Here is a 24756-nt window from a genome sequence, read left to right on the forward strand (position 1 = left end):
CGCCTCCAGGTTGTTGGAAAGTCGCAGGGCAACCCATTGCTCGATCCCTCTCCAGTGCGCGCGCAGGACGCACCCCGGCTGGCGACGGGTGCATCGCCTGCCGTGCTGATTTCTTGTTTGTCTTACTTCGCGCCGTCCGATTCGTAGAGCGCCCAGGCCGCCTCGGCGCTCGCGCCGCGGTGGATCATGGCCATCAGCGCACTCACCACGGCCGAGGGGTTGGCGTGCTGGTAGACGTTGCGTCCGTACACCATGCCGACGGCGCCCTGGTCCAGCAGCACGCGAGAGCGCGCGAACACCTGCTGCAGGTCTTCGCGCCCGCCGCCGCGCACGAGCACGGGGCAGCGCGCGGCCTGCACCACGCGGTGGAAGTCCTTCGGGTCGCTGGTCGGGTCGGCCTTGACGATGTCGGCGCCCATCTCGCGCGCAAGGCGCACCAGCGTGACGATCTTCTCGGCATCGCCGTCGACCTGGTAGCGGCTGCCGGGCGTGGGCGACTGCATCACCAGCGGCTCGATCATCAGCGGCATGCCGTAGCGGTCGCAGTCGGCGCGCACGCGCGCGATGTTCTGCACGCACTGGCGGAACAGGTCGGGCTCGTTGGGCAGCATGAAAAGGTTGACCACCACGCAGGCCGCATCGCGCTGCACGGCCGGCAGCACCGGGTCATGCTCGTTCTGCAGCTGGGCCCACATCACGCGGTGCAGCGTGGCGTTGTAGGGGTTGCCCATGTCGATGCGCATCACCAGCGCGGGCTTGTTGCGCCCCGGGCGGTCCTGCAGCAGGTCGGACTGGCCGTAGTTGAGCTGGATCGCATCGGGGCCGGCGGCCAGGAGCTTCTCCATGACCTGGGGCATGTCTTCCAGGCCGTCGAGAAAGGAGGGCTCGTTGCACACGCCGTGGTCCAGGGCAATGTCCAGGCAGCGGCCGTGGGTGAGCAAGCGGTTGAGCCGCGCTGTCTTGTCTTTCGACATCGGAAAGAACTCCTTGTAGGGGATCGGAAAAAAAGAAGCGAAGCTCAGGCGAGCGCGCCCAGGTGGCGGCTGGCCGCGGCGTCGATCAGCCGCAGGGCGTCGTCGCCCAGCGCGACCGCGCCGGCGCCGGCGTTCTCGATGGCCTGCTGGCGCACGCGTGCGCCGCACAGCGCGACAGCCACGGTGCCGCGCGCGACGGTCCACGCGATCATCATCTGGCCGAACGAGCAGCCGAGCTTTGCGCGCATGGGCTCGAGTTCCTCGAAGAAGGCCTTGAGCGTTGCTCGGTTGGCCGAGCTGAAGCGCGGATTGCTCGCGCGCTGGTCGTCGCCCTTGAACTCGCGTGCCGGATCGATGGGCCCCGCGAGCAGGCCGAGCGCCAGCGACGAATAGCCGAGCACCGCCACGTTGTGCTCGCTGCACAGGGGCGCGAGCGTCTGCTCGATCTCGCGGTCGATCAGGCTGTAGCGCTCCTGCGCCGCATCGACCGGACCGTGGCGCAGGTATTCGGCGAGCGTCTCGGGGCTCACGTTGCTCACGCCGATGGCGCGGATCTTTCCCTCTTTCTTGAGCGCAAGCAGCGCGTCCATGGTCTCGGCCACGGGCGTGGTGCTGTCCTGCCAGTGCGTGATGTAGAGATCGATGTAGTCGGTCTGCAGGCGCTTCAGGCTCTCTTCGCATTCATGGAAGATCGACTCGCGGCCGAGGTAGCGGTACACGGGATGCCCGTCTTCCTCGAAGAAGTGCGTGCCCTTCTGCGTGTGCCACACCAGCCCGCACTTGGTGGCGATCACGGCCTCGTGGCGGCGCCCCTTGAGGGCAGTGCCCACGATGCTTTCGGAGCGCCCCAGGCCGTAGGCCGGCGCGGTGTCGATCAGGTTCACGCCCGCATCCAGCGAAGCCTGGATCGCCGCCTCGGCCGCCGCGTTGTCGCCGCCGCCCCACATCCATCCGCCCATCGCCCAGGTGCCCAGGCCAATGGCCGAGCATTCGATGCCCGAGGGGCCCAGCGCCGTCTTCTTCATCGTCGTCATCGCGTTGTCTTTCTCGTGTTCAGGAGGTGGTCGATGGTCACGGCCGCGAGCAAGATGAGGCCCTTGATCACGTCCTGCCAGTAGGGCGACACGTCGAGCAGGATCAGCGAACTGGTCACCACCGACAACAGCGCGAGGCCCAGAACCGCACCCAGCACGGTGCCGGAGCCGCCCTTGAGGCTCGCGCCGCCGATCACCGCGGCGGCAATCACGTTGAGCTCCATGCCCACGCCGAAGGTGGGCGTGGCCGCGCCGAAGCGCGCCGTGTAGATCACGCCGGCCAGGCCCGCCGATGCGGAACACAGCACCGTGACCCAGAACTTCACGCGCCCCACGCGGATGCCCGAATAGAGTGCGGCCTTCTCGTTGCTGCCGGTGTAGAAAACGCGCCGCAGCAGGGTCGAGCGGCGCAGCACGAAGTCGCTCACCACGACGATCGCCACGAAGATCAGGATCACGGCTGGAACATCGAACAGCGTGCCCTGCCCGATGAACTTGAACTCCGCCGGCAGCGAGAACAGCGACTGCGGCGTGCCCTGCGTGAGCGCCAGGCACAGCCCGCGCACGATCACCATGAAGGCCAGCGAGGCGATGAAATGGTTCAGCCCGATGCGCGTGACGCAGCCGCCGATCATCGCGCCGACCAGCCCGCTCGCACCGATGGCCACCAGGCTCGCGATCCAGGGGTCGACGCCCATCAGGAACAGCTTGCCCGTGACCACCATCGCAAAGCAGACCACCGAGCCCACCGACAGGTCGATGCCGCCGACGATCAGCAAAATGGTCATGCCCACCACCACGATGCCTTCGATCGAGAAGGACAACAGCATCGCGCGCACGTTGTCCCAGGTGAGGAAGTAGGGCGATGCGAAGCTCATCGCCACGCACAGCACCGCAATGATCAGCAGCAGGCCCATCTCGCGCATGCTCGTGAGCTTGCTGGCGGGCTTCACGGGGCCGTCTCCCGATGGGCGCGGTGCCAGGCCCGCATCGAGTTGTGCCGGGTAGTTCATGCCATCTCCTCCTGTTCGCAGAGTCCGGAGGCCAGCCGCAACAGGGCCTCCTCCGTCATGTCGTTGGAATTCAATTCGCCGGCCAGCCGGCCGTCGCGGACCACCAGCGCCCGGTCGCACAGGCCGATGATCTCGGGCAGCTCCGAAGAGATCACGATGACGCCAACGCCCTGGTTCGCGAGTTCGCGCAGGATGTGGTGGATCTCCGACTTGGCGCCCACGTCGACGCCGCGCGTGGGCTCGTCCATCAGCAGCACCATGGGGTTGGTGGCCAGCAGCTTGGCAATCGCCACCTTCTGCTGGTTGCCGCCCGACAGGCTCGACACTTCGATCGCCACGCCGTCCGATTTGAGCTTGAGCCTGGCGCCCAGCTCGCGGGCCAGGCGGTGTTCGGCCGCGCGCTGCAACAGGCCCCAGCCGGAACTCACGCGCCGCAGCGCCATCGACGAGATGTTCTGAGCGATCGGCAGGTCCAGGTAGACGCCCGCCGCCTTGCGGTCTTCGCTGAGGTAGGCGATGCCTTCGCGCAGCGCGTCGCTGTACTTGCGGATCGCGAGCGCCTTGCCGTGCAGGCGCAGCGTGCCGCGCGTGGCGGGGCGCAGGCCGCAAATGGTCTCGGCCAGTTCGCTGCGGCCGGCACCCATGAGCCCGGCAATGCCGAGGATCTCGCCGCGCTGGAGCGCAAACGAGATGCCGTGCACGCGCTCGCCGTCGGCAATGTCCACCGCTTCGAGCACCGGCCCGGACGGTTCGGTGGCCTCTTGCTTGGGCGGGTAGTAGTTGCCGAGGTCGCGCCCCACCATGCGGCGCACCAGCTCGTCGGCGCTCAGGCCGGCCAGCGGTCCGCTGTGCACGTTGCGCCCGTCGCGCAGCACCGTGACGCGCGAGCAGTGCGTGAATATTTCAGCCATGCGGTGGCTGATGTAGATGATGCCGATGCCCTGCGCCTTCAGGTCGTGCAGCACGCGAAAGAGCGCGGCCGACTCGTTGTCGGTGAGCGCGGCCGTGGGCTCGTCGAGGATCAGCACCTTGCAGTCGAGCGTGAGCGCCTTGGCAATCTCCACCAGCTGCTGGCTCGAGATGCTCAGCTCGCGCACCGGCGTGGCGGGAGCGATGTCCTGCCCGAGCCGCGCCAGCACCTGGGCGGCGCGCGCGTTCAGGCTGGCGTAGTTCATCCACGCCTGTTTGCCGGCGTTGATCTCCGGCATGAAGATGTTCTCGGCCACGGTGGCGTCGGCGCACAGCGCGATCTCCTGGTGCACCAGGCCGATGCCCAGGCGCATCGCATGCGCCGGGCCGTCGATCACCACCTTCTGGCCGTTCAGCAGGATGTCGCCTTCGTCGGGGCGGTGGATGCCGTCGATGATGTTCATCAGCGTCGACTTGCCCGCGCCGTTCTCGCCGCACAGCGCGTGGATCTCGCCCGCATGCAGCGAGAAGTCCACGCCCGAGAGCGCGCGCGAAGCGCCGAAGCGCTTGCTGATGCCGCGCAGTTCGAGCAATGCAGAAGAGCCCACAGCGCTCACTCGCCGATTCCCTTGGTGCCGCGGCGCGCGAGGTACTTGTCCCAGTAGAAGTCGTCGGCGTTGGCCTTGCTGACCACCGACAGGCCGTTGTCCAGGAACGGCACCGACATCGGATTGGTGCCGTTGCGCTTGGCGTCGTTCATCGGGTCGATGAGCGAGGGGTTCTTTGCCAGGAACAGCATCATCATGCCCATGTAGCCCTGCATGCCCTGGTTCGGGTTGATGGCGCCGAACACGTCGCCGGCCTTGATCATGTCGAGGATCTTGGCGTTAACGTCGCAGCACATCACGCGGATGTTCTTCTTCGATTCGATCTTGGCCTGCGCGGCACCCAGCGCCGAGTTGGCCTCGGGCATGAACAGCGCACCCAGGTTCGGGTTGGCCTGGGCCAGGCTCAGAACCGCCTGGTAGGCCTTGCTCGGGTCCTGGTTGCTGGCGGCGCGGCCGACCAGCTTCATGCCCGCATGCTTGGTCTTCATGCGGTTGACGAAGGCCGCGATGCGGCGGTCGTGGTTGTCCTGGCCCGGGTTCTCGAGCACTGCGTATTCGCCCTTGCCGCCCAGCGCCGCGGCAATCGCGTCGGCCGCCTGCGTGCCTTCGCGGTCGTTGTCCGAGGTGACGAAGGAGGCGCGCTTGGAGTTGGGCGAGTCGGCCGCGAAGGTCACGACCGGGATGCCCATGGCCACCGCCCGGTTGATCGGCTCGATGAACGGATCAGGGTTCATCGGGTGCAGCAGGATGCCCGCGGGCTTGCGCGCCAGCTCCTGCTCGAACGAGGCCAGCTGCTTGTTGACGTCGTACTCGGGCGTGCCGGTGTAGCGCGTGCGCACGCCCAGCGTGCGGCCCAGCTGCTTCATCATCTCGTAGACCGGAAACCAGTATTCGACGCCCGACACCATCACGTTCATCACGTAGACGTCGCTCGCGTTGCCGCGCAAGCCGGTGGCGGCGGGCGTGGGGGTGGATTGCGCAAATGCGCTGGTGCCGGCCAGGCCGATACCGGCGGCCGCCGCGGACTTCAGGAAATTTCGCCTCATCTTGTGTCTCCTCGCGTTGACTGGCAGAGCTTGCGACCTGCCTTGGGGGCGCAGATCTTCGGACCTCATTGTCACGACAGTTGTTATGACAGGTAGAATGTAATCTCGGGTTGTTTGCCGCGATAACTAGGGGAAACGCTACTGGCCGGCGGCTTTCAACTCGCCGAAGCTGTTATGACATGAAGTCCAACATATTGATCGGCGTCGACATGGGCTCGAGCAGCCTGAAGGCGCTGGCCCTCGAAGCCGCGAGCGGCCGCACCGTCGCCTTGTCCCGCATGCCCCTGCCGCACGACCGGCTGCCCGGCGGAGGCTGCGAGGTGGGCGCGCCCGCCATCCGCGCCGCGCTGACGCATGTGCTGCGTGATGTCGCCCGCCAGCTCGGCCCCCGCGCGGCCGAAGTCCGCGCCATGGCCTGCACCGGCCACGGCGCCGGCCTCTATGCGCTCGATGCCGGCAACCAGCTCATCGGCGGCCGCGCCGTCGCCTCCACCGACCAGCGCGCCGATGCCCGGGCGCGCGCGCTGGCCGCGAGCCACGGCGCGCAGCTGTTCGAGGAGGTGGGCTGCAGCCCCTGGCCCGGGCAGCCCACGGTGATCGCGGCCGAGCTGCTGGGTGCGGATGCGGTGCAGCGCGGCGAACTGCACCGCCTGCTGTTCGCCAAGGACTACCTCGCCTTCCTGCTCACCGGCCAGATCGCCACCGACGTCAGCGATGCGAGCACCGCCGGCCTGGTGTCGCTTGCCACCGGCAGCTGGTCGCGCGCGGCCCTCGAGGCCTCGGGCATCGCGGAGCTCGGCGCGCGCGCCTTCGGCCCCATCGTGCCGAGCGGCACCACGATCGGAAAGCTCCTGCCCGCCGAGGCCGCGCTGTGCGGCCTGCCCGCGGGCATTCCGGTGGCCATGGGCGCGATCGACCTGCTCGCCTCGATGACCGCGATCCGCGCGGAAGGGCGCGGCCGCGCGGTGTCGGTGCTCGGCACCTGGTGCGTGAACGCGGTCGTCGGCCCGGTGATGGCGCCCAAGCCTGCGGTTGCCGCCATCGTGAACTTCGGCCGCGGCAACGCGCGGCTCTACATGGAGAACAGCCCGTCCTCGATGGCCAACATCGCCTGGCTGGCCGGCGTGCTCGCGCTGCCCGATGCGCGCGCGGTGGTCGACCTGGCCATGGCGGTGCCGCTGGGCGCCAGCGGCCTGCGCTTCCTTCCTTTCGTCAATGGCGGAGGCGGCGTGACGGCCGGCTTCGTGGGGCTCAAGAGCCATCACACGCGCGCCGACATGGCCCGCGCCGTGGTCGATGCCGTGGCGGCGCTGCATGCGCGGCACACGGCGCGCCTGGCCGCGGCCGGCCTCGCGGTGGGCGGGACGACGGTGCTTGGCGGCGGCGCGGGCGACGCGCGCCTCGTGCGGCTGCTCGCGGCCTTCCTCGGGCGCCCGGTCGAGCGCTGCGCCGACGACGAGACCGGCGCACGCGGCGCCGCGATCTACGCCGCAATGTCGCAGGGCCTGGGCGACGCGTCGCGGGACAGCGCACTGCTCGCGCCCTGCGACGTGATCGAGCCCGATGCGCGCGAGGCACGCGCCCATGCGGATTTCAACGCCGGTTTCAACGAACTGATCGACAGCATGTCACCTGTATTCACCCACTTTGCGGGCGGTTCGAAATGAGCGCCTGGCAACTTCCCTTCGTGCGCCCGGCCTCGCTCGCGGGCCGCCATTTTTCCACCGTGATCGTCGGCGCCGGCATCAACGGCGTCGGCGTGTTCCGCGACCTGTCGCTGCAGCGCGTCGACTGCCTGATCGTCGACAAGGGCGACTTCGGCGCCGGCGCCAGCAGCGCGCCCTCGCGCATGATCCACGGCGGCCTGCGCTACCTGGAGAACGGCAGCTTCTCGCTGGTGGCCGAAGCCACGCGCGAGCGCAACCTGCTGCTGCGCAATGCGCCGCACCTGGTGCGGCCGCTCAAGACGGTGGTGCCGCTCGCGAGCTTCTTCGGCGGCCTGATGAGCAGCGCGCTCAAGTTCTTCGGCCGCACCCCGCCGCAGCGCACGCGCGGCCTCCTGGCCGTGGCGCTCGGCCTGCGGCTCTACGACATCCTGGGGCGCCGCCAGCGCGTGATGCCGGGGCACCGCATCAGCCGCGTGCCGCTGGCCGACCGCGGCCTGTTCCGCGCGGCCATCCGCTGGACCGCCACCTTCTTCGATGCGTGGATCAGCCACCCCGAATGGCTCATCCTCGAACTGATAGCCGACGCCTGCCGTGACCAGCCGCGCTCCGCGGCCGCCAACTACTGCCGCGTGATGGGCTGCGCGGGCAACATCCTCACCTTGCGCGACGAGATCACCGGCGAGCTCGTGCGCGTGACCGCCGACACGGTGGTGAACGCCACCGGCGCCTGGCTCGATCGCAGCGCGGCCGTGCTCGGCGGCGCCGGCCCGCGCGTGATGGGCACCAAGGGCTCGCACCTCGTGCTCGACCATCCCGCGCTGCGCGATGCGCTCGACGGCCGCATGGCCTACTTCGAGGCGGTCGACGGGCGCGTGTGCATCGTCTATCCGTTCCTGGACCGCGTGCTGGTGGGCTCCACCGACATCCCGGTCGAAGACCCGGACCAGATCGTCACCGAGCCGGCCGAGGTCGACTACCTGATCGAGGTGCTGCGCGAGGTCTTCCCCAACATGGCCTTCGGCCGCGGCGACGTGGTCTACACCTACGTCGGCGTGCGGCCGCTCGCGCGTTCGGAGGCCGACAAGCCGGGGCAGATCTCGCGCGACCATTCGGTGGTGGTCGATCCGCCGAACGCGACGCGCGACATCGCCATCGTGGGCCTCGTCGGCGGCAAGTGGACCACCTTCCGGTCGCTGGCCGAGGAGGCCACCGACGAAGTGCTGCAGCTGCTCGGCCGCTCGCGCACCGCATCGACCGAGCTGCTGCCCATTGGCGGCGGCGCGGAACTGCCGGCCGATGCGCCGGCGGCCGAGCGCTTCGTCGAGAAGATGATGGGCGCCTCTGGCATGGATCGCGCACGCGCACTGACCCTGCTCGGCCGCTACGGCTCCAAGGCGCTGCCGCTCGCGCAGCGGCTCGCGGCCTCGGGCGATGTGCCGCTGCAGCATGCACCGGACTACTCGGCCGCCGAACTCTCCTACCTGTGCCTGGAGACCGGCGTGCTGCACCTGGACGACCTCGTGATCCGCCGCACGCTGCTGGCCATTCGCGGCCTCGTCACCGACGCCGCGCTGGCCGAGATCACGGGCGTGGCGGCCGAGGCACTGGGCTGGGACGCCACCCACGCCCACAACGAGCTGTGCGCCTGCGCCACCGCGCTGCGCGAGCGGCACAACGTGCGGCTGCACGCGGTGGCGGCCGGCGAGGCGCCTTCTTTCGATGCATCATTGATGGCCAGCTCAGTCCTCGGCCAAGCCTAAAAGTGAACAGTAGTCCCAACGACATGTCGACCGTGCTCGACCGCAATTCCGAATCGCCGCTGTGGGCGCAGTTCCGCGACGCCATCCGCCTGCAGATACTGCAGGGCGTGCTGCCCATTGGCGCCAAGCTGCCTTCGGAGGCGGAGCTCGGCGAGCAGTTCGGCATTTCGCGCATCGTGGTGCGCGAGGCCTTGGCCGACCTGGTGCGCAACAACCTCATCTACAAGATCAAGGGCCGCGGCGCCTTTGTATCGGCGCGCGAACGCGACGAGGATTTCGTCTCCACCGTGCTCGGCTTCTCCGACGAAATGGAGCGCAAGGGCCGCTCGGTGCGCACGCAGATCCTCGCTCAGGAACTGCGCGCACCCACCGAGCACGAAGCCGCATCGCTGGGCCTGGCCGACGACACGCAGGTGGTGGCCCTCAAGCGCCTGCGCAGCGTGGATGGCGAGCTGCGCCTGCTGGTAGAGACGGCAGTGCCGGCGGACCTGGCGCCCGGCCTGCACCGCGCGCGGCTCGAGGACCGCTCGCTCTACGACGTGCTGCGCCGCCAGTACGGCCTGCGCCTGGTGCGCGCCGAGCGCTGGATCGACGCGGTGCTGCCCGATGCCGAGACCTGCAGGCTGCTCGACCTGCCGCAGCCCGAGCCGCTGCTGCGCATCGAGTCGATTGCCTACGGCGCCAACGGCCGGCCGCTGGAGCACTACCGCGCGCTGCACCGCTGCAAGACCAGCCGCCTGCACGTGCAAACGACCACCTGATTTCTTCTTCAGGCCTTGGCCTTGGCGGCGCTGCGCGAGGGCCAGAGCACCGAGGCAATGGCCACCATCATCAGCGCGACGGCCACCCAGTCCTGCCAGTGCACCACCTCGCCGAGCCACACCGCGCCGCTGAACACGCCCAGCACCGGAATGAACATCACGCTCAGGGTCGAGGCCACCGGCGGCAGGCCGCGCGCGAGGTAGAACCATGCGGCATGCGCAAAGCCGAAGATCAGCACCGCGTTGTAGGCGATCGATCCCCAGGTCACGGGGCCGGGCCAGCGCCATGGGCCGCGCTCGAACAGCAGCGACAGCACCGTCATCACCACGGCCGTCATCGCCGTCATCCAGAACGAGAGCGTGAGCGTCGGCAGCCCGATGCGCGAGTGGCGCAGCAGCTGCGTGCCCAGCGCCCATGTGGCGGCCGCCACCAGTGCGAGCGCCACGTAGCCGGGCCGCCCGGCAAGGTCGGTGAGCTCGTGCCACAGCAGGAGCCCCACGCCGACTGCGCAGGCGCCCACGCCCACCCATGAGCGCCGCGTGAGCACGGCTGAGAACAGCAGCGCCCCGATCACCGCCGAGAACACCGGCATGGTGTAGCCCAGGATCGCGGCGCGCCCGCCCGAGAGCGCCTTCACCGCGAGGATGATGCAGGCGTGCCAGATGAACATGTTGGTGGCGCCCAGCCAGACCAGCTCGGGCCATGCGCGGCGCGGCACGTGGAACGGCACCTTCATCCACGCCAGCGCAAGCCCCAGCACCGGCACGCCGAGCCAGATCGAGATCGCGCGGAAGGCCAGCGGCGGATAGTCCGCCACGCCGAGCTTCATCACGGGCCAGTTGAGGCCCCATGCAAGCGTGAGGAGAACGAGCAGGACGAACTGGCGCGGCGTGAAGGAAGGCATGGGCCGCGATTGTGGCGCGGCCCGCGCGTTCGTGCTGGGAGCAGGCCCGGCTACAGCAGCCGCTTGAGGTAGCGCCCCGTGTGGCTCGCCTCGTTGGCCGCGATGTCCTCGGGCGTGCCTTCGCCCACCACCGTGCCGCCGCCGGCACCGCCCTCGGGGCCCATGTCGATCAGCCAGTCGGCCGTCTTGATGACGTCCAGGTTGTGCTCGATCACGACGATGGTGTTGCCCGCGTCGCGCAGCTGGTGCAGCACCTTGAGCAGCAGCTCGATGTCGGCAAAGTGCAGGCCGGTGGTCGGCTCGTCGAGGATGTAGAGCGTGCGGCCGGTGTCGCGCTTGCTGAGCTCGAGCGCCAGCTTCACGCGCTGCGCCTCGCCGCCCGAGAGCGTGGTGGCCGACTGGCCGAGCTTGATGTAGCTGAGGCCCACGTCCAGCAGCGTGCGCAGCTTGCGCTCGATGGTCGGCACGGCCTTCAAAAATTCGTGCGCGGTCTCCACCGTCATCTCGAGGATCTGCGCGATGTTCTTTCCCTTGTACAGAACCTCGAGCGTCTCGCGGTTGTAGCGCTGGCCGTGGCACACCTCGCAGGGCACGTACACGTCGGGCAGGAAGTGCATCTCGACCTTCACCACGCCGTCGCCCTGGCAGGCCTCGCAGCGCCCGCCCGCCACGTTGAAGCTGAAGCGGCCCGGGCCGTAGCCGCGTTCGCGCGCGGTGTTGGTCTCGGCCATCAGCTCGCGGATCGGCGTGAACAGTCCCGTGTAGGTGGCCGGGTTGCTGCGCGGCGTGCGGCCGATGGGGCTTTGGTCGACGTTGATGACTTTGTCGAAATACTCGATGCCCTCGACCGATTCATGCGCGGCCGGCTCCTCGTGCGCGCGGTAGAGCGTGCGCGCCACGGCGGTGTAGAGCGTGTCGTTCACCAGCGTCGACTTGCCCGAGCCCGAGACGCCCGTCACGCAGGTCAGCAGGCCGACCGGGAAGGCCACGCTCACGTTCTTGAGGTTGTTGCCGGTGGCGCCGACCACGCGGATTTCCTGCAGGTCGGTCTGCGAGGCCAGGTGCGCCGCTTCGCGCGCGGCGCGCCGCTCGGCCGCGGGGCTCGGCGGAAAGCGCGAGGCCTTCTTGCCTTCGTTGAAAGCGGGCTTCTTCACGACCGGCAGCCAGGCGGTGCGGCGCTTGGGCACTTCGATCTTCTTCGTGCCGGAAAGGTATTGGCCGGTCAGCGAATCGGGGTTGGCCGCCACCTGGGCGTAGCTGCCCTGCGCCATCACGCGCCCGCCGTGGATGCCCGCGCCCGGGCCCATGTCGATCACGTGGTCGGCGGCGTGGATCATGTCCTCGTCGTGCTCGACCACGATCACGCTGTTGCCGATGTCGCGCAGATGCTTGAGCGTGCCGATCAGCCGGTCGTTGTCGCGCTGGTGCAGGCCGATGCTGGGCTCGTCGAGCACGTACATCACGCCCGTCAGGCCCGAGCCGATCTGCGAGGCCAGCCGGATGCGCTGCGCCTCGCCGCCCGAGAGCGTCTCGGCGCTGCGGTCCAGGCTCAGGTAATTGAGGCCCACGTCGTTCAGGAACTTGAGGCGCAGGCCGATCTCGCGCACCACCTTGTCGGCGATGTCGGCCTTGGCGCCGCGCAGCTTGAGCGTCTGGAACCAGGCGAGCGAATCGCGCAAGGTCAGGTGGCTCAATTCGAAGATCGCCATGCGCGGCGGCTCGCCGCCGTCCGCGGGCCGGGCCGATTCATCGACCAGGAACACGTTGCGCGCTTCAGGCCGCAGCCGCGAGCCGCCGCAGTCGGGACACGGCTGCAGGTTGCGAAAGCGCGCGAGGTCTTCGCGCACCATCACCGAATCGGTCTCGCGGTAGCGCCGCGCCATGTTCGGGATGATCCCCTCGAAGGGGTGCTTCTTCGTGAGCTTCTTGCCCGCGAAGTTGCCCGACTCCATGGTGTAGTTGAACTTGATCTCCTCGGCCGCCGAGCCGTGCAGCAGCACCTGCTGCACCGAGGCGGGCAAGGATTCGAAGGGCGCGTCGACGTCGAACTTGTAGTGCTTCGCAACGCTCTCGATCATGCTGAAGTAGTAGCCGTTGCGGCGGTCCCAGCCCTTGATGGCGCCGCTCGCGAGCGAGAGCGAGGGGAAGGCGACCACGCGCGCCGGGTCGAACACCTCGCGGTGGCCGAGGCCGTCGCAGCTCGGGCAGGCGCCCACGGGCGAGTTGAACGAAAAGAGGCGCGGCTCCAGCTCCGACAGCGAGTAGTGGCAGATCGGGCAGGCGAACTTGGCGTTGAACAGGTGCTCCTTGTCGGGCGCGCCCGCAGTGCCATCGGCGCTGCCTTCCGGCCTTGCGCCCAGTTCCAGCGCGATCGCGCGGCCTTCGGCCAGCCGCAGCGCCGCCTCGAAGCTCTCGGCCAGGCGCTGCTGCATGTCGGGGCGCGCACGCAGACGGTCGATCACCACGTCGATGTCGTGCTTCTCGGTCTTCTTGAGCTTGGGCAGGTCGTTGTATTCGTAGGTCTGGCCGTCGACACGGAAACGCACGTAGCCCGCGGCCTGCATCTCGGCGAAGAGCTCGAGGAATTCGCCCTTCTTCTCGCGCGCGACGGGCGCGAGGATCATCAGCCGTGGCTCGTCGGGAATCGCGAGCGTGGCATCGACCATCTGCGACACGGTCTGCGCCTGCAGCGGCAGGTGGTGGTCGGGGCAGTAGGGCGTGCCGGCGCGGGCGTACAAGAGGCGCAGGTAGTCGTGGATCTCGGTCACCGTGCCCACGGTGGAGCGCGGGTTGTGGCTGGTGGCCTTCTGCTCGATGCTGATGGCGGGCGACAGGCCCTCGATCACGTCGACGTCGGGCTTGTCCATGAGCTGCAGGAACTGCCGCGCATAGGCCGAGAGGCTTTCCACATAGCGCCGCTGGCCTTCGGCATACAGCGTGTCGAAGGCCAGGCTCGATTTGCCCGAGCCCGACAGGCCGGTGATCACCACCAGCTTGTTGCGCGGAATGTCGAGGTCGACATTCTTCAGGTTGTGGGTGCGCGCACCGCGGATGCTGATGCGCTGCTGCGCGAGCACCGCGCCGAGGTAGGTGTCGCGTTCGAGTTCCGCGTCGCGTGCGCGCTGCGCGCCGTCGTCGGCGTATTCAATGGCTTTGGAATTCAAGGGGGCGATCGTCCGAGGGCAACCGGACATGATAGTCCGAGCGCCATTTCATGGCGAGCGGGCGGGTTGCGGCGGTTTCAAGCAGGCGGTGCTTCGGCGGGGCCCGGCGGGGGCGCCCGGGGCGCCGGCATCGGGCACAATCTAGGGTTCTTTTCTTCCTTCTCCTTCATCCACTTATCAGGGGCAGTGCATATGGCATCGGTCAACAAAGTCATCGTCGTCGGCAATCTGGGGCGCGACCCCGAAATGCGTACCTTCCCGAGCGGCGACCAGGTCGCGAACGTCACCGTGGCCACCACCGATCGCTGGAAAGACAAGCAAAGCGGCGAAATGCGCGAAGCCACCGAGTGGCACCGCATCGTCTTCAACGGCCGCCTGGCCGAAATCGCCGGCCAGTACCTGCGCAAGGGCTCGCAGGTGTACGTCGAAGGCAGCCTGCGCACGCGCAAGTGGACCGACAAGGACGGCATCGAGAAATACACCACCGAAATCCGCGCCGACCAGATGCAGATGCTGGGCAGCCGCCAGGGCCAGGGCGGCCCCTCGGGCGGTCCCGAGGACGACGGCGGCTATTCGCAGGGCGGCGGTGGCGGCGGCTACTCGCAAGGCGCCGGCGGTGGCGGCGGCGGCGGCTATGCCCCCCGCGCACCGGCCGCGGCACCGCGCGCTCCGGCGCCGGCACCGCGCCAGGCTCCGGCCAAGTCGTCGTCGGGCTTCGACGACATGGACGACGACATTCCGTTCTGAGCTGAATCGCACCGTTTCCTGAGCCGGACCGGGCAGGCCGCACGCGGATGAGCCTCGCATGAGCCTCGGATCTGCGCGCCGGCTGCTCGAACATTTCTCCAGATACCGCTTTGCCTCGTTCTGGGCGAACGTGGTGCTCGCCGCGTCCGTGGCGCTGCTGGTGGCCATGGCCGCCTTTTTCGGCACCAGCGCTGCGCAGCACAACGCGGCGCTGCACCTGACGCAGGCCGACTGGCAGGTGCAGGACGCACCCGGCTTCCGTGCACTGCCGCTTGCCGTGGACAGCAAGGCCCTGCCTCCCGCCTGGCAACCGGTCGAACTGCCGCTGGCGCTGCCCATTGCGCTGCTGCGCCAGGCCGACGGCAGTGCATCGGCGGGTGCGACCCGCATCACCTGGCTGCGGATCTCCACGCGCGGCCTGCCCGACACGCAGGCGCCGCTCGCGCTCTACGGCGCGCGCATCAAGACCGACGGCACCATCGCGGTATATGCCAACGGGCGGCAGGTCCACCGCGCGCAGGTGCAGGGGCCGCTGTGGAACAGCACCCGCACGCCGCTGTGGGTGCTGCTGGGCAAGACGACCGACGGCGCGCCGCTGGACGAGATCCTGGTGCGGATGGAGCACACGCGCGGCGCGCAGGTGGCGGTTTCGTCGCTGTGGCTCGGGCCCGCCGAAGCGCTGGAGCCGCGCTACCGCATGCGGCAGTGGCTGCAGCAGGAGCTGCCGGCCATGCTCAGCACGGCCTTCATGGCGGTGGGCGTGTTCGCGCTGTTCGTGTGGTTCAGGCGGAGCCACGAAACCGGCTACCTGCTCTTCTTCAACCTGGCGACCACGTCCTTCCTGCGCAGCCTGCATTTCTATGTCGGCGTTCCGGTCGCCAACGACTGGTTCGCCTGGCTCACGGTCAACTCGCTGTTCTGGCTGGTGGCGGTGGTGCACTTCGCGCTGCGCCAGCTGCACGGCCGACCGCTGCGGTGGTTCACCGGCGCGGTGGTGGCGTGGACGGTGCTGACCGGCGTGCTGACGCTGCCGGGCCTGGCGATCCTGAGGAACACGCCGCAGGTCACGCCGCTGATCTACCTGGGCGCGGCGCTGATGGGGGTCGCCGTTGCGCTGGTGGGCGGCATCAGTGCCTGGCGCCGCTCCGGCGAGGGGCGGCTGGTGGCCGTGGGCATCGGCGTGTGCGTGCTGCTGGGGGTGTCCGACTGGCTGCTGCAGAACAATTTCGTGAGCCCCGAGGGCTGGTACCTGGGCGCCTACACCAACGCCGTCACCTTCAGCGTGTTCGGGGTGCTGCTGTACCGGCGCTACGTCAATGCCATTGCCGAGGTCGAGCGCGTCAACGCCAGCCTGGCCCAGCGCCTTGCGGCCCGCGAAGCCGAGCTCGAGCTCAGCCACCGGCGGCTGCGCGAGGTCGAGAGGAAGCAGACCATCAGCGACGAGCGCCAGCGCCTCATGCAGGACATGCACGACGGCCTGGGCTCCTCGCTGATCAGCGCCATCCGCTCCGTGGAGGGCGGCAGCATGAGCGACGACAAGGTCTCGCAGGTGCTCAAGAGCTGCCTGGACGACCTCAAGCTCACCATTGATTCGATGGAGCCGCTCGAGGACGACCTGCTGCTGCTGCTGGCCACGCTGCGCTACCGGCTCGGCCCGCGGCTCGAGAGCTCGGGCGTGGCGCTGCAATGGCAGGTGCAGGAGCTGCCGGCGCTGGACTGGCTCGACCCGACCAGCGCGCTGCACATCCTGCGCATCGTGCAGGAGAGCATCGCCAACGTGCTGCGCCATACGCGCGCCACCGAGATCCGGGTGGCCACCGAGCGCCAGGCATCGGGCGTGCGGGTGAGCATCGAGGACAACGGCCAGGGCTTCAACGTCGAGAAGGCCCTGGCCGGTGCCGGCGGGCGCGGCATGCAGAACCAGCAGCGCCGGGCGCAGGCCGTCGGGGGCGAGGTGTCGTGGCGCTCGGGGCCCGGAGGCACGCTGTTCACGCTCTGGCTGCCGCTCCAGCGCGGCGGGCGGTCGGCGTAGCAGGCCGGAGGCTCAATCGGCGTCGGCGTGGCCCGCGTATTGGGGCAGGTCGTCGGTGATCGTGAACCAGGGCGCCTTCGAGCCCACGAAGATGTGCGCACGCGGGCGGATCGAAGGGGCGTCCACCAGCGTGCCCAGCGTCACATGCACGAACAGGCCATCGCGCACCACCGAGTAGAGCAGCGAGCCGCAATGGCGGCAGTGCACGTCGCCCGCGTCTTCTTTGCCGAAGACCAGGAGTTCGTCCTGGCCCTGTGCAATGGCCAGCTTGTGCCGCTCGATGCCGGCGAAGGGCTTGAAGGCCGAGCCGGTCGCGCGCCGGCAGTCGGCGCAGTGGCAGTTCAGCGCATAGGCGAAGGCGTCGGCCACCGTGTAGCGCACCGCGCCGCAAAGGCAGCGGCCGGCCAGCGTGCGGTTGGCCGCGCTCTCGGGGCTGCTCACCGGACTGTCCATCGACCGAAAGGCGGCGGCTCAGCCCGCCAGGCCCACGAACACGTTCTGCACGTCGTCGTTCGCATCGATGGCGGCCAGGAACACTTCGACCTCCTCGAGGTGCTCCGCGCTGAGGCTGGCCGGATCGACCGGGTTCTTTGGCTTGTAGCCCAGCTTGGCCGACAGCACGGTGAAGCCCTGGGCCGGCAGCGCGCGGCTCACCAGGTCGAGGTCGGTCGGGTCGGTCAGGAACACCGTGGCCCCGCCTTCGCCGGCCGCCTCGAAGTCCTGCGCGCCCGCTTCGATGGCGGCGACTTCGGCATCGGCATCGGCACGCGAAGGCTCGGCCTCGATCATGCCCACGTGGTCGAAGTCCCACGACACCGAGCCCGAGGTGCCGAGCTGGCCCTTGCGGAACAGCACGCGCATTTCAGGCGCGGTGCGGTTCACGTTGTCGGTCAGGCACTCGACCATCACGGGCACCTGGTGCGGTGCAAAGCCTTCGTAGATCACATGCTCGAAGTGCACCGCCTCGCCGCTGAGCCCCGCACCCTTCTTGATGGCGCGGTCCAGCGTGTCCTTGGGCATCGAGACCTTGCGGGCCTGCTCCACCACCAGCCGCAGGCGCGCATTGGAGGCCGGATCGGCGCCGCTGCGCGCGGCCACCATGATTTCCTTGGCCAGTTTTCCGAACAGGCGGCCCTTGGCATTGGCCGCCAGGTCCTTGTGCTTTGCTTTCCACTGTGCGCCCATGGCTGATGTTCCTTGTGTTGTGTGTGTGGCTGGATGGGCCGTTTGGGGCAACTACTTTAGCCGCAGCGCCTGGGGGCGGCCGCTTTTTCCAATCTGCGAAGGCCGGTGTCGCCATGGCCCCGGTTTCTCGCTTGGGCGGTGCGATTGTTTCCTTTCCGTGAACGCCGTGGTTCTTTTTGCTAAGGGTTTTTACGTAGAAGACGGCGCACAATTCATCTCACAGACCGGCCCCCAAGCCGATCTGGGTGAACAGGGCCCCGAGCGAGGTGGCCGCCCCCCGATGGGACGGTGACCCACCCAAGACCGGTTCGAAATCATCCAAAGTCAAAACTGAACTGAATTGAAGGAAATCAAAATGACCGCCTCGAAGATCCTCTCCGCCGTTGCTGTTGCCCTCATGGCCGTCGCCGGTGCCGCCCACGCCGAAACCTACGAAGGCGTGCATCAGCTGACCTCGGCCGCCAGCCGCGCCGACGTCGCCAGCCAGGCCGTGGTTGCCGCGCACAGCGCCAACCCCTACGCCACCGGCGCCAATGCAGGCCCGGCCCAGGTGCTCGTTTCGTCGAACAGCCGCGATGCGGTCCGCGCAGAAGCCGCCGTCGCGGCCCGCAGCGCCGATCCGTACGCCGAAGGCGCCTCGTCGGGCGTGGCTCCGATCGTCGCCAGCACGGTGGACCGCGCCACGGTGCGCGCCGCAGCCCGCGCTGCTGCCCGCGGCGACGCTCTGCCGCTGTAAAACGGCCCTGGCGCTCGACGAGCGCCAATCCTCCAAAAAGCCGGCCATGCGAAAGCATGGGCCGGCTTTTTGCCGTGCTCGCCGCCCCGGATGCGAGGCCCGCGGCCCGGGCGTGGCTGATTTGCCACGCAGGCAAATGCTTTCGCCTTACAAAATGGCCGCCGCCTCCACGGGCGGACATCGAGCTTTGGCCGCAGCCCGGTACGATGGTGCCCGCCGCGGCGGGGCTGGCCGGCGCGGTTTTGGTGGCCTCCCATCCGCAAGATACCCACAACGTGAGCTGCACCCTGGTTCTGAAAGACGACGCCGGCCGCTTCGAAGCCGATGCCTTCGCGTGCCTGGCAGGTTGAACCGAGCACGCATGGCCCTCACGCTCGACCCCGAAGACACGCGCGAACGCATTCACGGCCTGGCGTGGTGCGGCTTCCATCCCGACGGCGACATCGAATGGATGATCACCGACGAGTACCTCGACCCCGACGAGCTCACGGCCGAAGACCGCGCCTGGGTCAAGGCCGAGGCCGCGCGCGCCTGCGCCGCCAAGCGCGCCGCCGAGGCTTCGTGGCCCGCCCGGACCGAATACGACCGGCTCGAAGCGGTGTTCGCCCAGCTGCGCAGCGAGAAGATCATTGCGCTGCACCGCGCCGGCAACTCGCTGGCCGATGGCCATGACGACGTGCGCGAGCAGTGGCGTGCCGCGGGCCGGCTTGCCTCGGGCATTCGCGGCTGCTGCTTCTATCACGCGCAGGACCTCGACACCGCCGTGCGCACCGGCCGCCTCTACCTGGCGTTCAGCGGCGGCATGATTCCCGAGATCGACCAGCGCGAGGCCAACACCGTCGCGGTCGGCCGGCGCATCGTCGAGCTGCTGCGCGCGGCCGGCTTCGGCGCGCAGTGGAGCGGCAACATCAACGAGCGCATCGAGGCCGACCTGGGCCAGTGGCGCAAGCGAAGCCCGTAGCCGGGCCACGGCCAGCCCTAGCAGAGCGGGCAATGGCTTGCACGAGCAGGGATCGCCGGATCGCGCCATCATCCGGCCCATGATTCCGTTCTCGATCCTCGACCTCTCCCCCATCACCGAAGGCAGCGACGCCGCGCAGTCGTTCCGCAACTCGCTTTCGCTCGCGCAGCACGGAGAGAAGCTGGGCTACCGGCGCTACTGGCTGGCCGAGCACCACGGCATGCCGGGCATCGCGAGCGCGGCCACCGCGGTGCTGCTCGCCTACGTGGGCGCCGGCACCTCGACGATCCGCATCGGTGCCGGCGGCGTGATGCTGCCCAACCATTCGCCGCTGGTGATCGCCGAGCAGTTCGGCACGCTGGAGTCGCTGTATCCGGGGCGCATCGACCTGGGCCTGGGCCGCGCGCCCGGCTCCGACCAGCGCACGGCGCGCGCGCTGCGCCGCAACCTCGAATCCGACGCCGACCAGTTCCCGCAGGACGTGGTCGAGCTCATGGACTTCATGTCCAAGGCGCCGCAGCAGCCCGTGCGCGCAGTGCCGGGCGCGGGGCTCGAGGTGCCGGTGTGGATCCTCGGGTCGAGCACCTTCGGCGCCCAGCTGGCCGCGCACCTGGGCTTGCCCTACGCCTTTGCCTCGCATTTCGCGCCGCAGCAGCTGATGCAGGCGATCCAGATCTACCGCGAGACCTTCAAGCCTTCGGCGCAGCTGCAGAAGCCTCATGTGATGCTGGGCTTCAACGTGTTCGTGGCCGACACCGACGAAGAGGCCGAGTTCCGCGCCACCTCGTGGCAGCAGGCCTTCGTGAACCTGCGCAGCGGCCGGCCGGGGCGCCTGCCGCCGCCGGTCGAGGGCTACCGGCAGAAGGTCGGCCCGGCGGAGAACGCGCTGCTCGATTCGGTGCTGTCGTGCTCGGCCGTGGGCTCGCCTGCCCGCGTGCGCGAAGGCGTGCAGGCCTTCATCGAGCGCACGGGCGCCGACGAGCTGATGATCACCTCGCAGGTGTTCGACCACGCGGCGCGGCTGCGCTCCTACGAGCTGCTGGCCGGCTTGCGCGGCCAGGCCTGAATCCCCCACGCCGGCCGCCCGGGCGCCGGGCTGGGACAATGGCGGGCTTATGGCAAAGCAACGGATCGTGGTGGGACTGAGCGGCGGGGTCGATTCCGCGGTCACGGCGCACCTGCTCAAGCAGCAGGGGCACGAGGTGGTCGGCATCTTCATGAAGAACTGGGAAGACGACGACGACAGCGAATACTGCTCGTCCAACATCGACTTCGTGGACGCCGCCAGCGTGGCCGACGTGCTGGGCATCGAGATCGAGCACGTCAACTTCGCGGCCGACTACAAGGACCGCGTGTTCGCCGAGTTCCTGCGCGAATACAAGGCCGGCCGCACGCCCAACCCCGACGTGCTGTGCAATGCCGAGATCAAGTTCAAGGCCTTCCTCGACCACGCGATGCGCCTGGGCGCCGAGAAGATCGCCACCGGCCACTACGCGCGCGTGCGGCTGAACGAGGCCAGGGGCAGGCACGAGCTGCTCAAGGGGCTCGACCCCTCCAAGGACCAGAGCTATTTCCTGCACCGGCTGAACCAGGCGCAGCTGTCCAAGACGCTGTTCCCCGTGGGCGAGCTGCACAAGACCGAGGTGCGCCGCATCGCGGAAGAGATCGGCCTGCCCAACGCGAAGAAAAAGGATTCGACCGGCATCTGCTTCATCGGCGAGCGGCCGTTCCGCGAGTTCCTCAACCGCTACATCTCGAAGGAGCCGGGCCCGATCAAGGACGACCGCGGCCGCAAGCTCGGCGAGCACCAGGGCCTGAGCTTCTACACGCTGGGCCAGCGGCAGGGGCTGGGCATCGGCGGTGTCAAGGAGAAGGGCGCGCAGCGCGGCTCGGGCGACCACTCGCCATGGTTCGTGGCGCGCAAGGACGTCGAGAAGAACACGCTCTGGGTGGTGCAGGGCCACGACCATCCCTGGCTGCTGTCCTCGGCACTCGCGGCCGGCGATGCGAGCTGGGTCTCGGGCGACGCGCCCGCGCCGGGCCGCTACGGCTCGAAGGCGCGCTACCGCCAGGCCGATGCGGCCTGCGAACTGGAAGAAGGCGGCGGCGAGGCCGGCTTCAGCCTGCGCTTCGGCGAGCCGCAATGGGCCGTCACGCCGGGGCAGTCGGCCGTGCTCTACGACGGCGAGCGCTGCCTCGGCGGCGGGGTCATCGTCTGAGCGCCTGAGGGCGGCGCGCGACAGCCGTCAGCGCACCGATTCGTGGACGTGGATCAGGTCGAGCGGATAGCGCTTGCCGGCCAGGTGGTCCTCGACGCACTGCAGCAGCAGCGGGCTGCGGTGCCGCGGCACGCTGGCGCGGATCTCGTCGGCGCTCATCCAGACCGTGCGCACGATGCCTTCGTCGAGCGCTCGGCCCGCTTCCTGCGCACCGAGCGTGCCGGCAAAGGCAAAGCGCAGGTAGGTCACGTCTTCCTTGCTGCCCGTGCGGTGGCTCGAGCGCGCCATGTAGATGCCGACCAGCGCGGTGGGCGTGAAGGCGTGGGCGGTTTCCTCGAGCGTTTCGCGGGCACAGCCTTCGATCGGCGATTCGCCCGGGTCGAGGTGTCCCGCCGGGGTGTTGAGCCTGAGGCCCTGGGCGGTGTGCTCCTCGACCAGCAGGAAGCGGCCGTCCTGTTCGATCACGGCCGCCACGGTGACGTTGGGTTTCCAGCGCGGGGTCGTCATTGTCTTGGGCCCTTTTGACTACTTAATGCAGCGCGTAGCCGCTGAAGCGCCAGATGCGGTCGCTGTCGAGATGGAAGCTCACGAGTTCGCGCAGTGTGCCATCCGGCTTGTTGCTGAAGCGGGTCTCGTACTCGATGCTGACATATTGTCCGGCCGCCTCGGCATCAGGGTCGGCCACGGCCCGGCGCTTGACCGCCACCCAGGTGCGCTGCAGCGGCGCGCCCAGCGCGGAACGGCTGCTGGAAACCTTGGCGGCGAAGTCGGTGCGCGCGATGCGCTTGCGGGTGGCGGCCGTGGCGCCGTCCCAGAGCTCGCCGGTCCTGCCCTGGTCGATCATCCGGATGGCCTGCATGCCGCCCTGCACCAGGTCGCTGGCTTCCACATCCTGCGCGGCGGCCGTGCCGAAGACGCCCCAGCACAGTACGGCGGCCAGCAGCAGCCTCGTGAGAACTTTCATCGGCTTCATTCCTTTGGGGCGGCCCCACGGCAGGGGCCCGAAGCCGTTTGGAGCCCGTATCGGGGCGGAGATTCCCGGGCGGGCCTCAGCGCGCGAGGCTGTCGGGGTGCGTGCTGGCGTCGACCACTTCGAGCCGGTAGCCCAGCCCATAGATGGCCAGCAGCAGGAAGCCGCTCGCGGGCCCGAGGCCCAGCTTGGTCCGCAGGCGGGAGATGTGGGTGTCCAGCGACCGCGACAGCGCTGCCGTGCCAACGCCCCACACCGCCTCGTGCAGGTGCTCGCGCGACAGCAGCCGGCCGAGGTTCTGGAACAGGAACAGCGCGAGCGCGTATTCGCGGTTCTTCAGCTCGACGGGCGTGCCATTCACCTTGAGGACGCGCGCGGGCGGATAGAAGTGATAAGGGCCGAACACCAGCTCGGTCTCGTGCTGCGCGGGATAGGACCGGCGCAGCAGCGCATTGACCCGGGCCTCGAGCTCGGTGGCGCGCACCGGCGCGACCATGAAATCGTCGGCGCCCGCATTGAGCCCTTCGACCACGGCGGTCTCGTCGCGCGTGGTGGTCACGAAAAGAATGGGCGCGCGGCTTCGCAGCTCGTTGCGCGCGGTCTTCACGAGCTCGAGGCCGCGCATGTCCGGCGGGTTCCATTCGAGGATCAGAAGATCGAAGGTTTGCCGGCGCAGCGCCTGGAGCAAGGGACGCCCTTCGGTGTACGAGTGACATTCGTGGCCGAGCCCCGACATCGCCTCGGCGATCAGCCGAAGCTGATCGGGCTCGTGATCAAGTACTGCAATACGCATTCCATCCCCTTCTTCCTGCCAAATTTGCCTCTGCGGGCTTTCGAGTGAAAGAAGTGTATCTATCTGCGTCTCCGGAAAAAAGGCTTCGCGTAACTAATGCACGAAATGAAGGTATCTTTCTTGGAGTTGATGGCAATTGCAAACAAATGCGCGCTAATTGACGACAAGCGTTGCCGGACGCCGCTGCCTGGCGGCCGGGCACGCCGAAACATGGGAGCCCGATACGGGGGAAACAACCGATGTACGGGCCTGCAGGTCCCGATGCCGCCTGCTTCGCTACCATTTATATAGCTACACATGCAATGACTACGGTCATCAAGCGGCGAACAGGCGGTGGATTTTGGCGACAGCGCAGCCGTAATCTTGCTGTAAGCTCTGGCCGCGTTCCCGTATTGCCCTTGCCCTGAGGAGATCTCTATGCTGATAGGCGTGCCTGCCGAGACGATGGCCGGCGAAACCCGCGTGGCCGTAACGCCCGAGACGGTGAAGAAACTGGCCGCTTCCGGGCACACCGTGCGCGTGCAGTCCGGGGCTGGCATTGCAGCCAGCGTCACCGATGCCGCCTACGAGGCCGCCGGTGCCGAGATCGTCAACATGAACGCCGCCTTCGCGGCCGACATGGTGCTCAAGGTGCGCACCCCCAGCGATGCCGAAACCGCGCTCATGAAGCCCGGCACCGTGGTCATCGGCATGCTCAACCCCTTCGATGCGGCCGGCCTGCAGCGCCTGGCCACGGCCGGCCTCACCGCCTTCGCGCTCGAAGCCGCGCCGCGCACCACCCGCGCCCAGAGCATGGACGTGCTCAGCTCGCAGGCCAACATCGCGGGCTACAAGGCCGTGATCATCGCGGCCGACAAGTACCAGCGCTTCTTCCCGATGCTCATGACCGCCGCCGGCACCGTGAAGGCCGCGCGCGTGGTCATCCTGGGCGTGGGCGTGGCCGGCCTGCAGGCCATTGCCACCGCCAAGCGCCTGGGGGCGGTGATCGAGGCCTCCGACGTGCGCCCGAGCGTCAAGGAGCAGATCGAGTCGCTGGGCGGCAAGTTCATCGAGGTGTCCTACGACACCGACGAAGAAAAGGAAGCCGCGGTCGGCGTCGGCGGCTATGCCCGGCCGATGCCCCCGAGCTGGCTCGCGCGCCAGCAGGTCGAGGTGGCCAAGCGCGTGGCGCTGGCCGACATCGTCATCAGCACCGCGCTCATTCCCGGACGCGCCGCGCCCACGCTCATCACCGAGGACATGGTCAAGGCCATGAAGCCCGGCTCGGTGATC

Annotated in this window: 23 protein-coding genes; 11 read left to right on the forward strand and 12 right to left on the reverse strand. The window is 68.6% G+C overall.

Annotation, left to right across the window (positions count from 1 at the left end; translation table 11 throughout):
• Positions 1-122: 122 nt before the first annotated feature.
• From AC1DSC_RS29850 to AC1DSC_RS29870, 5 genes are read right to left on the reverse strand one after another with little or no spacing between them, the layout of a single operon-like run.
• Positions 123-974 carry a class I fructose-bisphosphate aldolase gene (locus AC1DSC_RS29850; protein WP_369664048.1) on the reverse strand — a complete coding sequence of 284 codons (852 nt, stop codon included), beginning with the start codon at positions 972-974 and terminating at the stop codon, positions 123-125.
• Between the two features lie 44 nt (positions 975-1018).
• Complete coding sequence (locus tag AC1DSC_RS29855; RefSeq protein WP_369664466.1) at positions 1019-1999, reverse strand: aldo/keto reductase; 981 nt, start codon at positions 1997-1999, stop codon at positions 1019-1021.
• Positions 2000-2004: 5 nt separating this feature from the next.
• Complete coding sequence (locus AC1DSC_RS29860; protein ID WP_369664049.1) at positions 2005-3021, reverse strand: ABC transporter permease; 1017 nt, start codon at positions 3019-3021, stop codon at positions 2005-2007.
• Positions 3018-4547, reverse strand: coding sequence for a sugar ABC transporter ATP-binding protein (locus tag AC1DSC_RS29865; protein WP_369664050.1), 1530 nt, complete (start codon positions 4545-4547; stop codon positions 3018-3020). Before AC1DSC_RS29865 ends, AC1DSC_RS29860 begins: the two co-directional genes overlap by 4 nt.
• Entirely contained in the window at positions 4544-5584 is a 1041-nt protein-coding gene (locus tag AC1DSC_RS29870; protein ID WP_012745536.1) for a substrate-binding domain-containing protein, read from the reverse strand. The genes AC1DSC_RS29865 and AC1DSC_RS29870 overlap by 4 nt, the downstream gene beginning before the upstream one ends.
• A gap of 179 nt (positions 5585-5763) precedes the next feature.
• On the opposite strand from AC1DSC_RS29870, the gene AC1DSC_RS29875 reads away from it, so the two are divergent.
• Genes AC1DSC_RS29875 through AC1DSC_RS29885 form a run of 3 tightly spaced genes read left to right on the forward strand, consistent with a single transcriptional unit; the run spans position 5764 to position 9772 of the window.
• Positions 5764-7251: an FGGY family carbohydrate kinase gene (locus AC1DSC_RS29875; RefSeq protein WP_369664051.1), complete on the forward strand. Its 1488-nt coding sequence runs from the start codon at positions 5764-5766 to the stop codon at positions 7249-7251.
• Entirely contained in the window at positions 7248-9011 is a 1764-nt protein-coding gene (locus tag AC1DSC_RS29880) for a glycerol-3-phosphate dehydrogenase/oxidase (RefSeq protein ID WP_369664052.1), read from the forward strand. The genes AC1DSC_RS29875 and AC1DSC_RS29880 overlap by 4 nt, the downstream gene beginning before the upstream one ends.
• A 23-nt stretch (positions 9012-9034) precedes the next feature.
• Complete coding sequence (locus AC1DSC_RS29885) at positions 9035-9772, forward strand: GntR family transcriptional regulator (RefSeq protein WP_225612860.1); 738 nt, start codon at positions 9035-9037, stop codon at positions 9770-9772.
• A gap of 8 nt (positions 9773-9780) precedes the next feature.
• On the opposite strand, the gene AC1DSC_RS29890 is transcribed toward AC1DSC_RS29885, so the two are convergent.
• Together AC1DSC_RS29890 and uvrA are read right to left on the reverse strand one after the other, a co-directional pair.
• Positions 9781-10677 carry a DMT family transporter gene (locus AC1DSC_RS29890; protein WP_369664053.1) on the reverse strand — a complete coding sequence of 299 codons (897 nt, stop codon included), beginning with the start codon at positions 10675-10677 and terminating at the stop codon, positions 9781-9783.
• Between the two features lie 50 nt (positions 10678-10727).
• Complete coding sequence (gene uvrA / locus AC1DSC_RS29895) at positions 10728-13871, reverse strand: excinuclease ABC subunit UvrA (RefSeq protein ID WP_012745541.1); 3144 nt, start codon at positions 13869-13871, stop codon at positions 10728-10730.
• 162 nt (positions 13872-14033) lie between these two features.
• Here uvrA and ssb point away from each other — a divergent pair, with 162 nt between their 5' ends.
• A complete protein-coding gene (gene ssb, locus AC1DSC_RS29900; protein WP_012745542.1) occupies positions 14034-14588 on the forward strand; it encodes a single-stranded DNA-binding protein in 555 nt (184 codons plus the stop codon).
• Positions 14589-14646: 58 nt separating this feature from the next.
• Positions 14647-16620: a sensor histidine kinase gene (locus tag AC1DSC_RS29905; RefSeq protein ID WP_369664054.1), complete on the forward strand. Its 1974-nt coding sequence runs from the start codon at positions 14647-14649 to the stop codon at positions 16618-16620.
• A 12-nt stretch (positions 16621-16632) separates the two neighbouring features.
• Here the strand turns inward: AC1DSC_RS29905 and AC1DSC_RS29910 are convergent, their stop codons facing one another.
• The gene (locus AC1DSC_RS29910; protein ID WP_018903958.1) at positions 16633-17073 is read right to left on the reverse strand and encodes a GFA family protein; all 441 of its coding nucleotides are present in this window, start codon (positions 17071-17073) and stop codon (positions 16633-16635) included.
• A gap of 18 nt (positions 17074-17091) precedes the next feature.
• Positions 17092-17805, reverse strand: a complete 714-nt coding sequence (locus AC1DSC_RS29915) for a YebC/PmpR family DNA-binding transcriptional regulator (RefSeq protein WP_012745545.1) — start codon at positions 17803-17805, stop codon at positions 17092-17094.
• Between the two features lie 355 nt (positions 17806-18160).
• Here AC1DSC_RS29915 and AC1DSC_RS29920 point away from each other — a divergent pair, with 355 nt between their 5' ends.
• The 5 genes from AC1DSC_RS29920 to mnmA all read left to right on the forward strand — a co-directional run bounded on the left by AC1DSC_RS29920 (position 18161) and on the right by mnmA (position 21721).
• Positions 18161-18541, forward strand: a complete 381-nt coding sequence (locus tag AC1DSC_RS29920) for a hypothetical protein (protein WP_012745546.1) — start codon at positions 18161-18163, stop codon at positions 18539-18541.
• 56 nt (positions 18542-18597) lie between these two features.
• Complete coding sequence (locus AC1DSC_RS29925; protein ID WP_307592979.1) at positions 18598-18891, forward strand: hypothetical protein; 294 nt, start codon at positions 18598-18600, stop codon at positions 18889-18891.
• A gap of 11 nt (positions 18892-18902) precedes the next feature.
• Positions 18903-19502, forward strand: a complete 600-nt coding sequence (locus AC1DSC_RS29930; protein ID WP_369664055.1) for a DUF6891 domain-containing protein — start codon at positions 18903-18905, stop codon at positions 19500-19502.
• 79 nt (positions 19503-19581) lie between these two features.
• On the forward strand, positions 19582-20568 hold the full coding sequence (locus AC1DSC_RS29935; RefSeq protein WP_012745549.1) for an LLM class flavin-dependent oxidoreductase: 987 nt from the start codon (positions 19582-19584) through the stop codon (positions 20566-20568).
• A gap of 49 nt (positions 20569-20617) precedes the next feature.
• Complete coding sequence (mnmA, locus tag AC1DSC_RS29940) at positions 20618-21721, forward strand: tRNA 2-thiouridine(34) synthase MnmA (protein WP_369664056.1); 1104 nt, start codon at positions 20618-20620, stop codon at positions 21719-21721.
• Between the two features lie 27 nt (positions 21722-21748).
• Here mnmA and AC1DSC_RS29945 read toward each other — a convergent pair whose 3' ends face one another.
• From AC1DSC_RS29945 to AC1DSC_RS29955, 3 genes are all read right to left on the reverse strand, one after another.
• On the reverse strand, positions 21749-22228 hold the full coding sequence (locus tag AC1DSC_RS29945; RefSeq protein WP_145742672.1) for an NUDIX hydrolase: 480 nt from the start codon (positions 22226-22228) through the stop codon (positions 21749-21751).
• 22 nt (positions 22229-22250) lie between these two features.
• Positions 22251-22685 carry a DUF4019 domain-containing protein gene (locus tag AC1DSC_RS29950; protein ID WP_369664057.1) on the reverse strand — a complete coding sequence of 145 codons (435 nt, stop codon included), beginning with the start codon at positions 22683-22685 and terminating at the stop codon, positions 22251-22253.
• An 85-nt stretch (positions 22686-22770) separates the two neighbouring features.
• The gene (locus AC1DSC_RS29955) at positions 22771-23484 is read right to left on the reverse strand and encodes a response regulator transcription factor (protein ID WP_012745553.1); all 714 of its coding nucleotides are present in this window, start codon (positions 23482-23484) and stop codon (positions 22771-22773) included.
• Positions 23485-23901: 417 nt separating this feature from the next.
• Here AC1DSC_RS29955 and AC1DSC_RS29960 point away from each other — a divergent pair.
• On the forward strand, positions 23902-24756 hold an 855-nt coding region (locus AC1DSC_RS29960; protein WP_478131990.1), incomplete at its 3' end, for an NAD(P) transhydrogenase subunit alpha.

The organism is Variovorax sp. 01N425 (assembly GCF_056399465.1).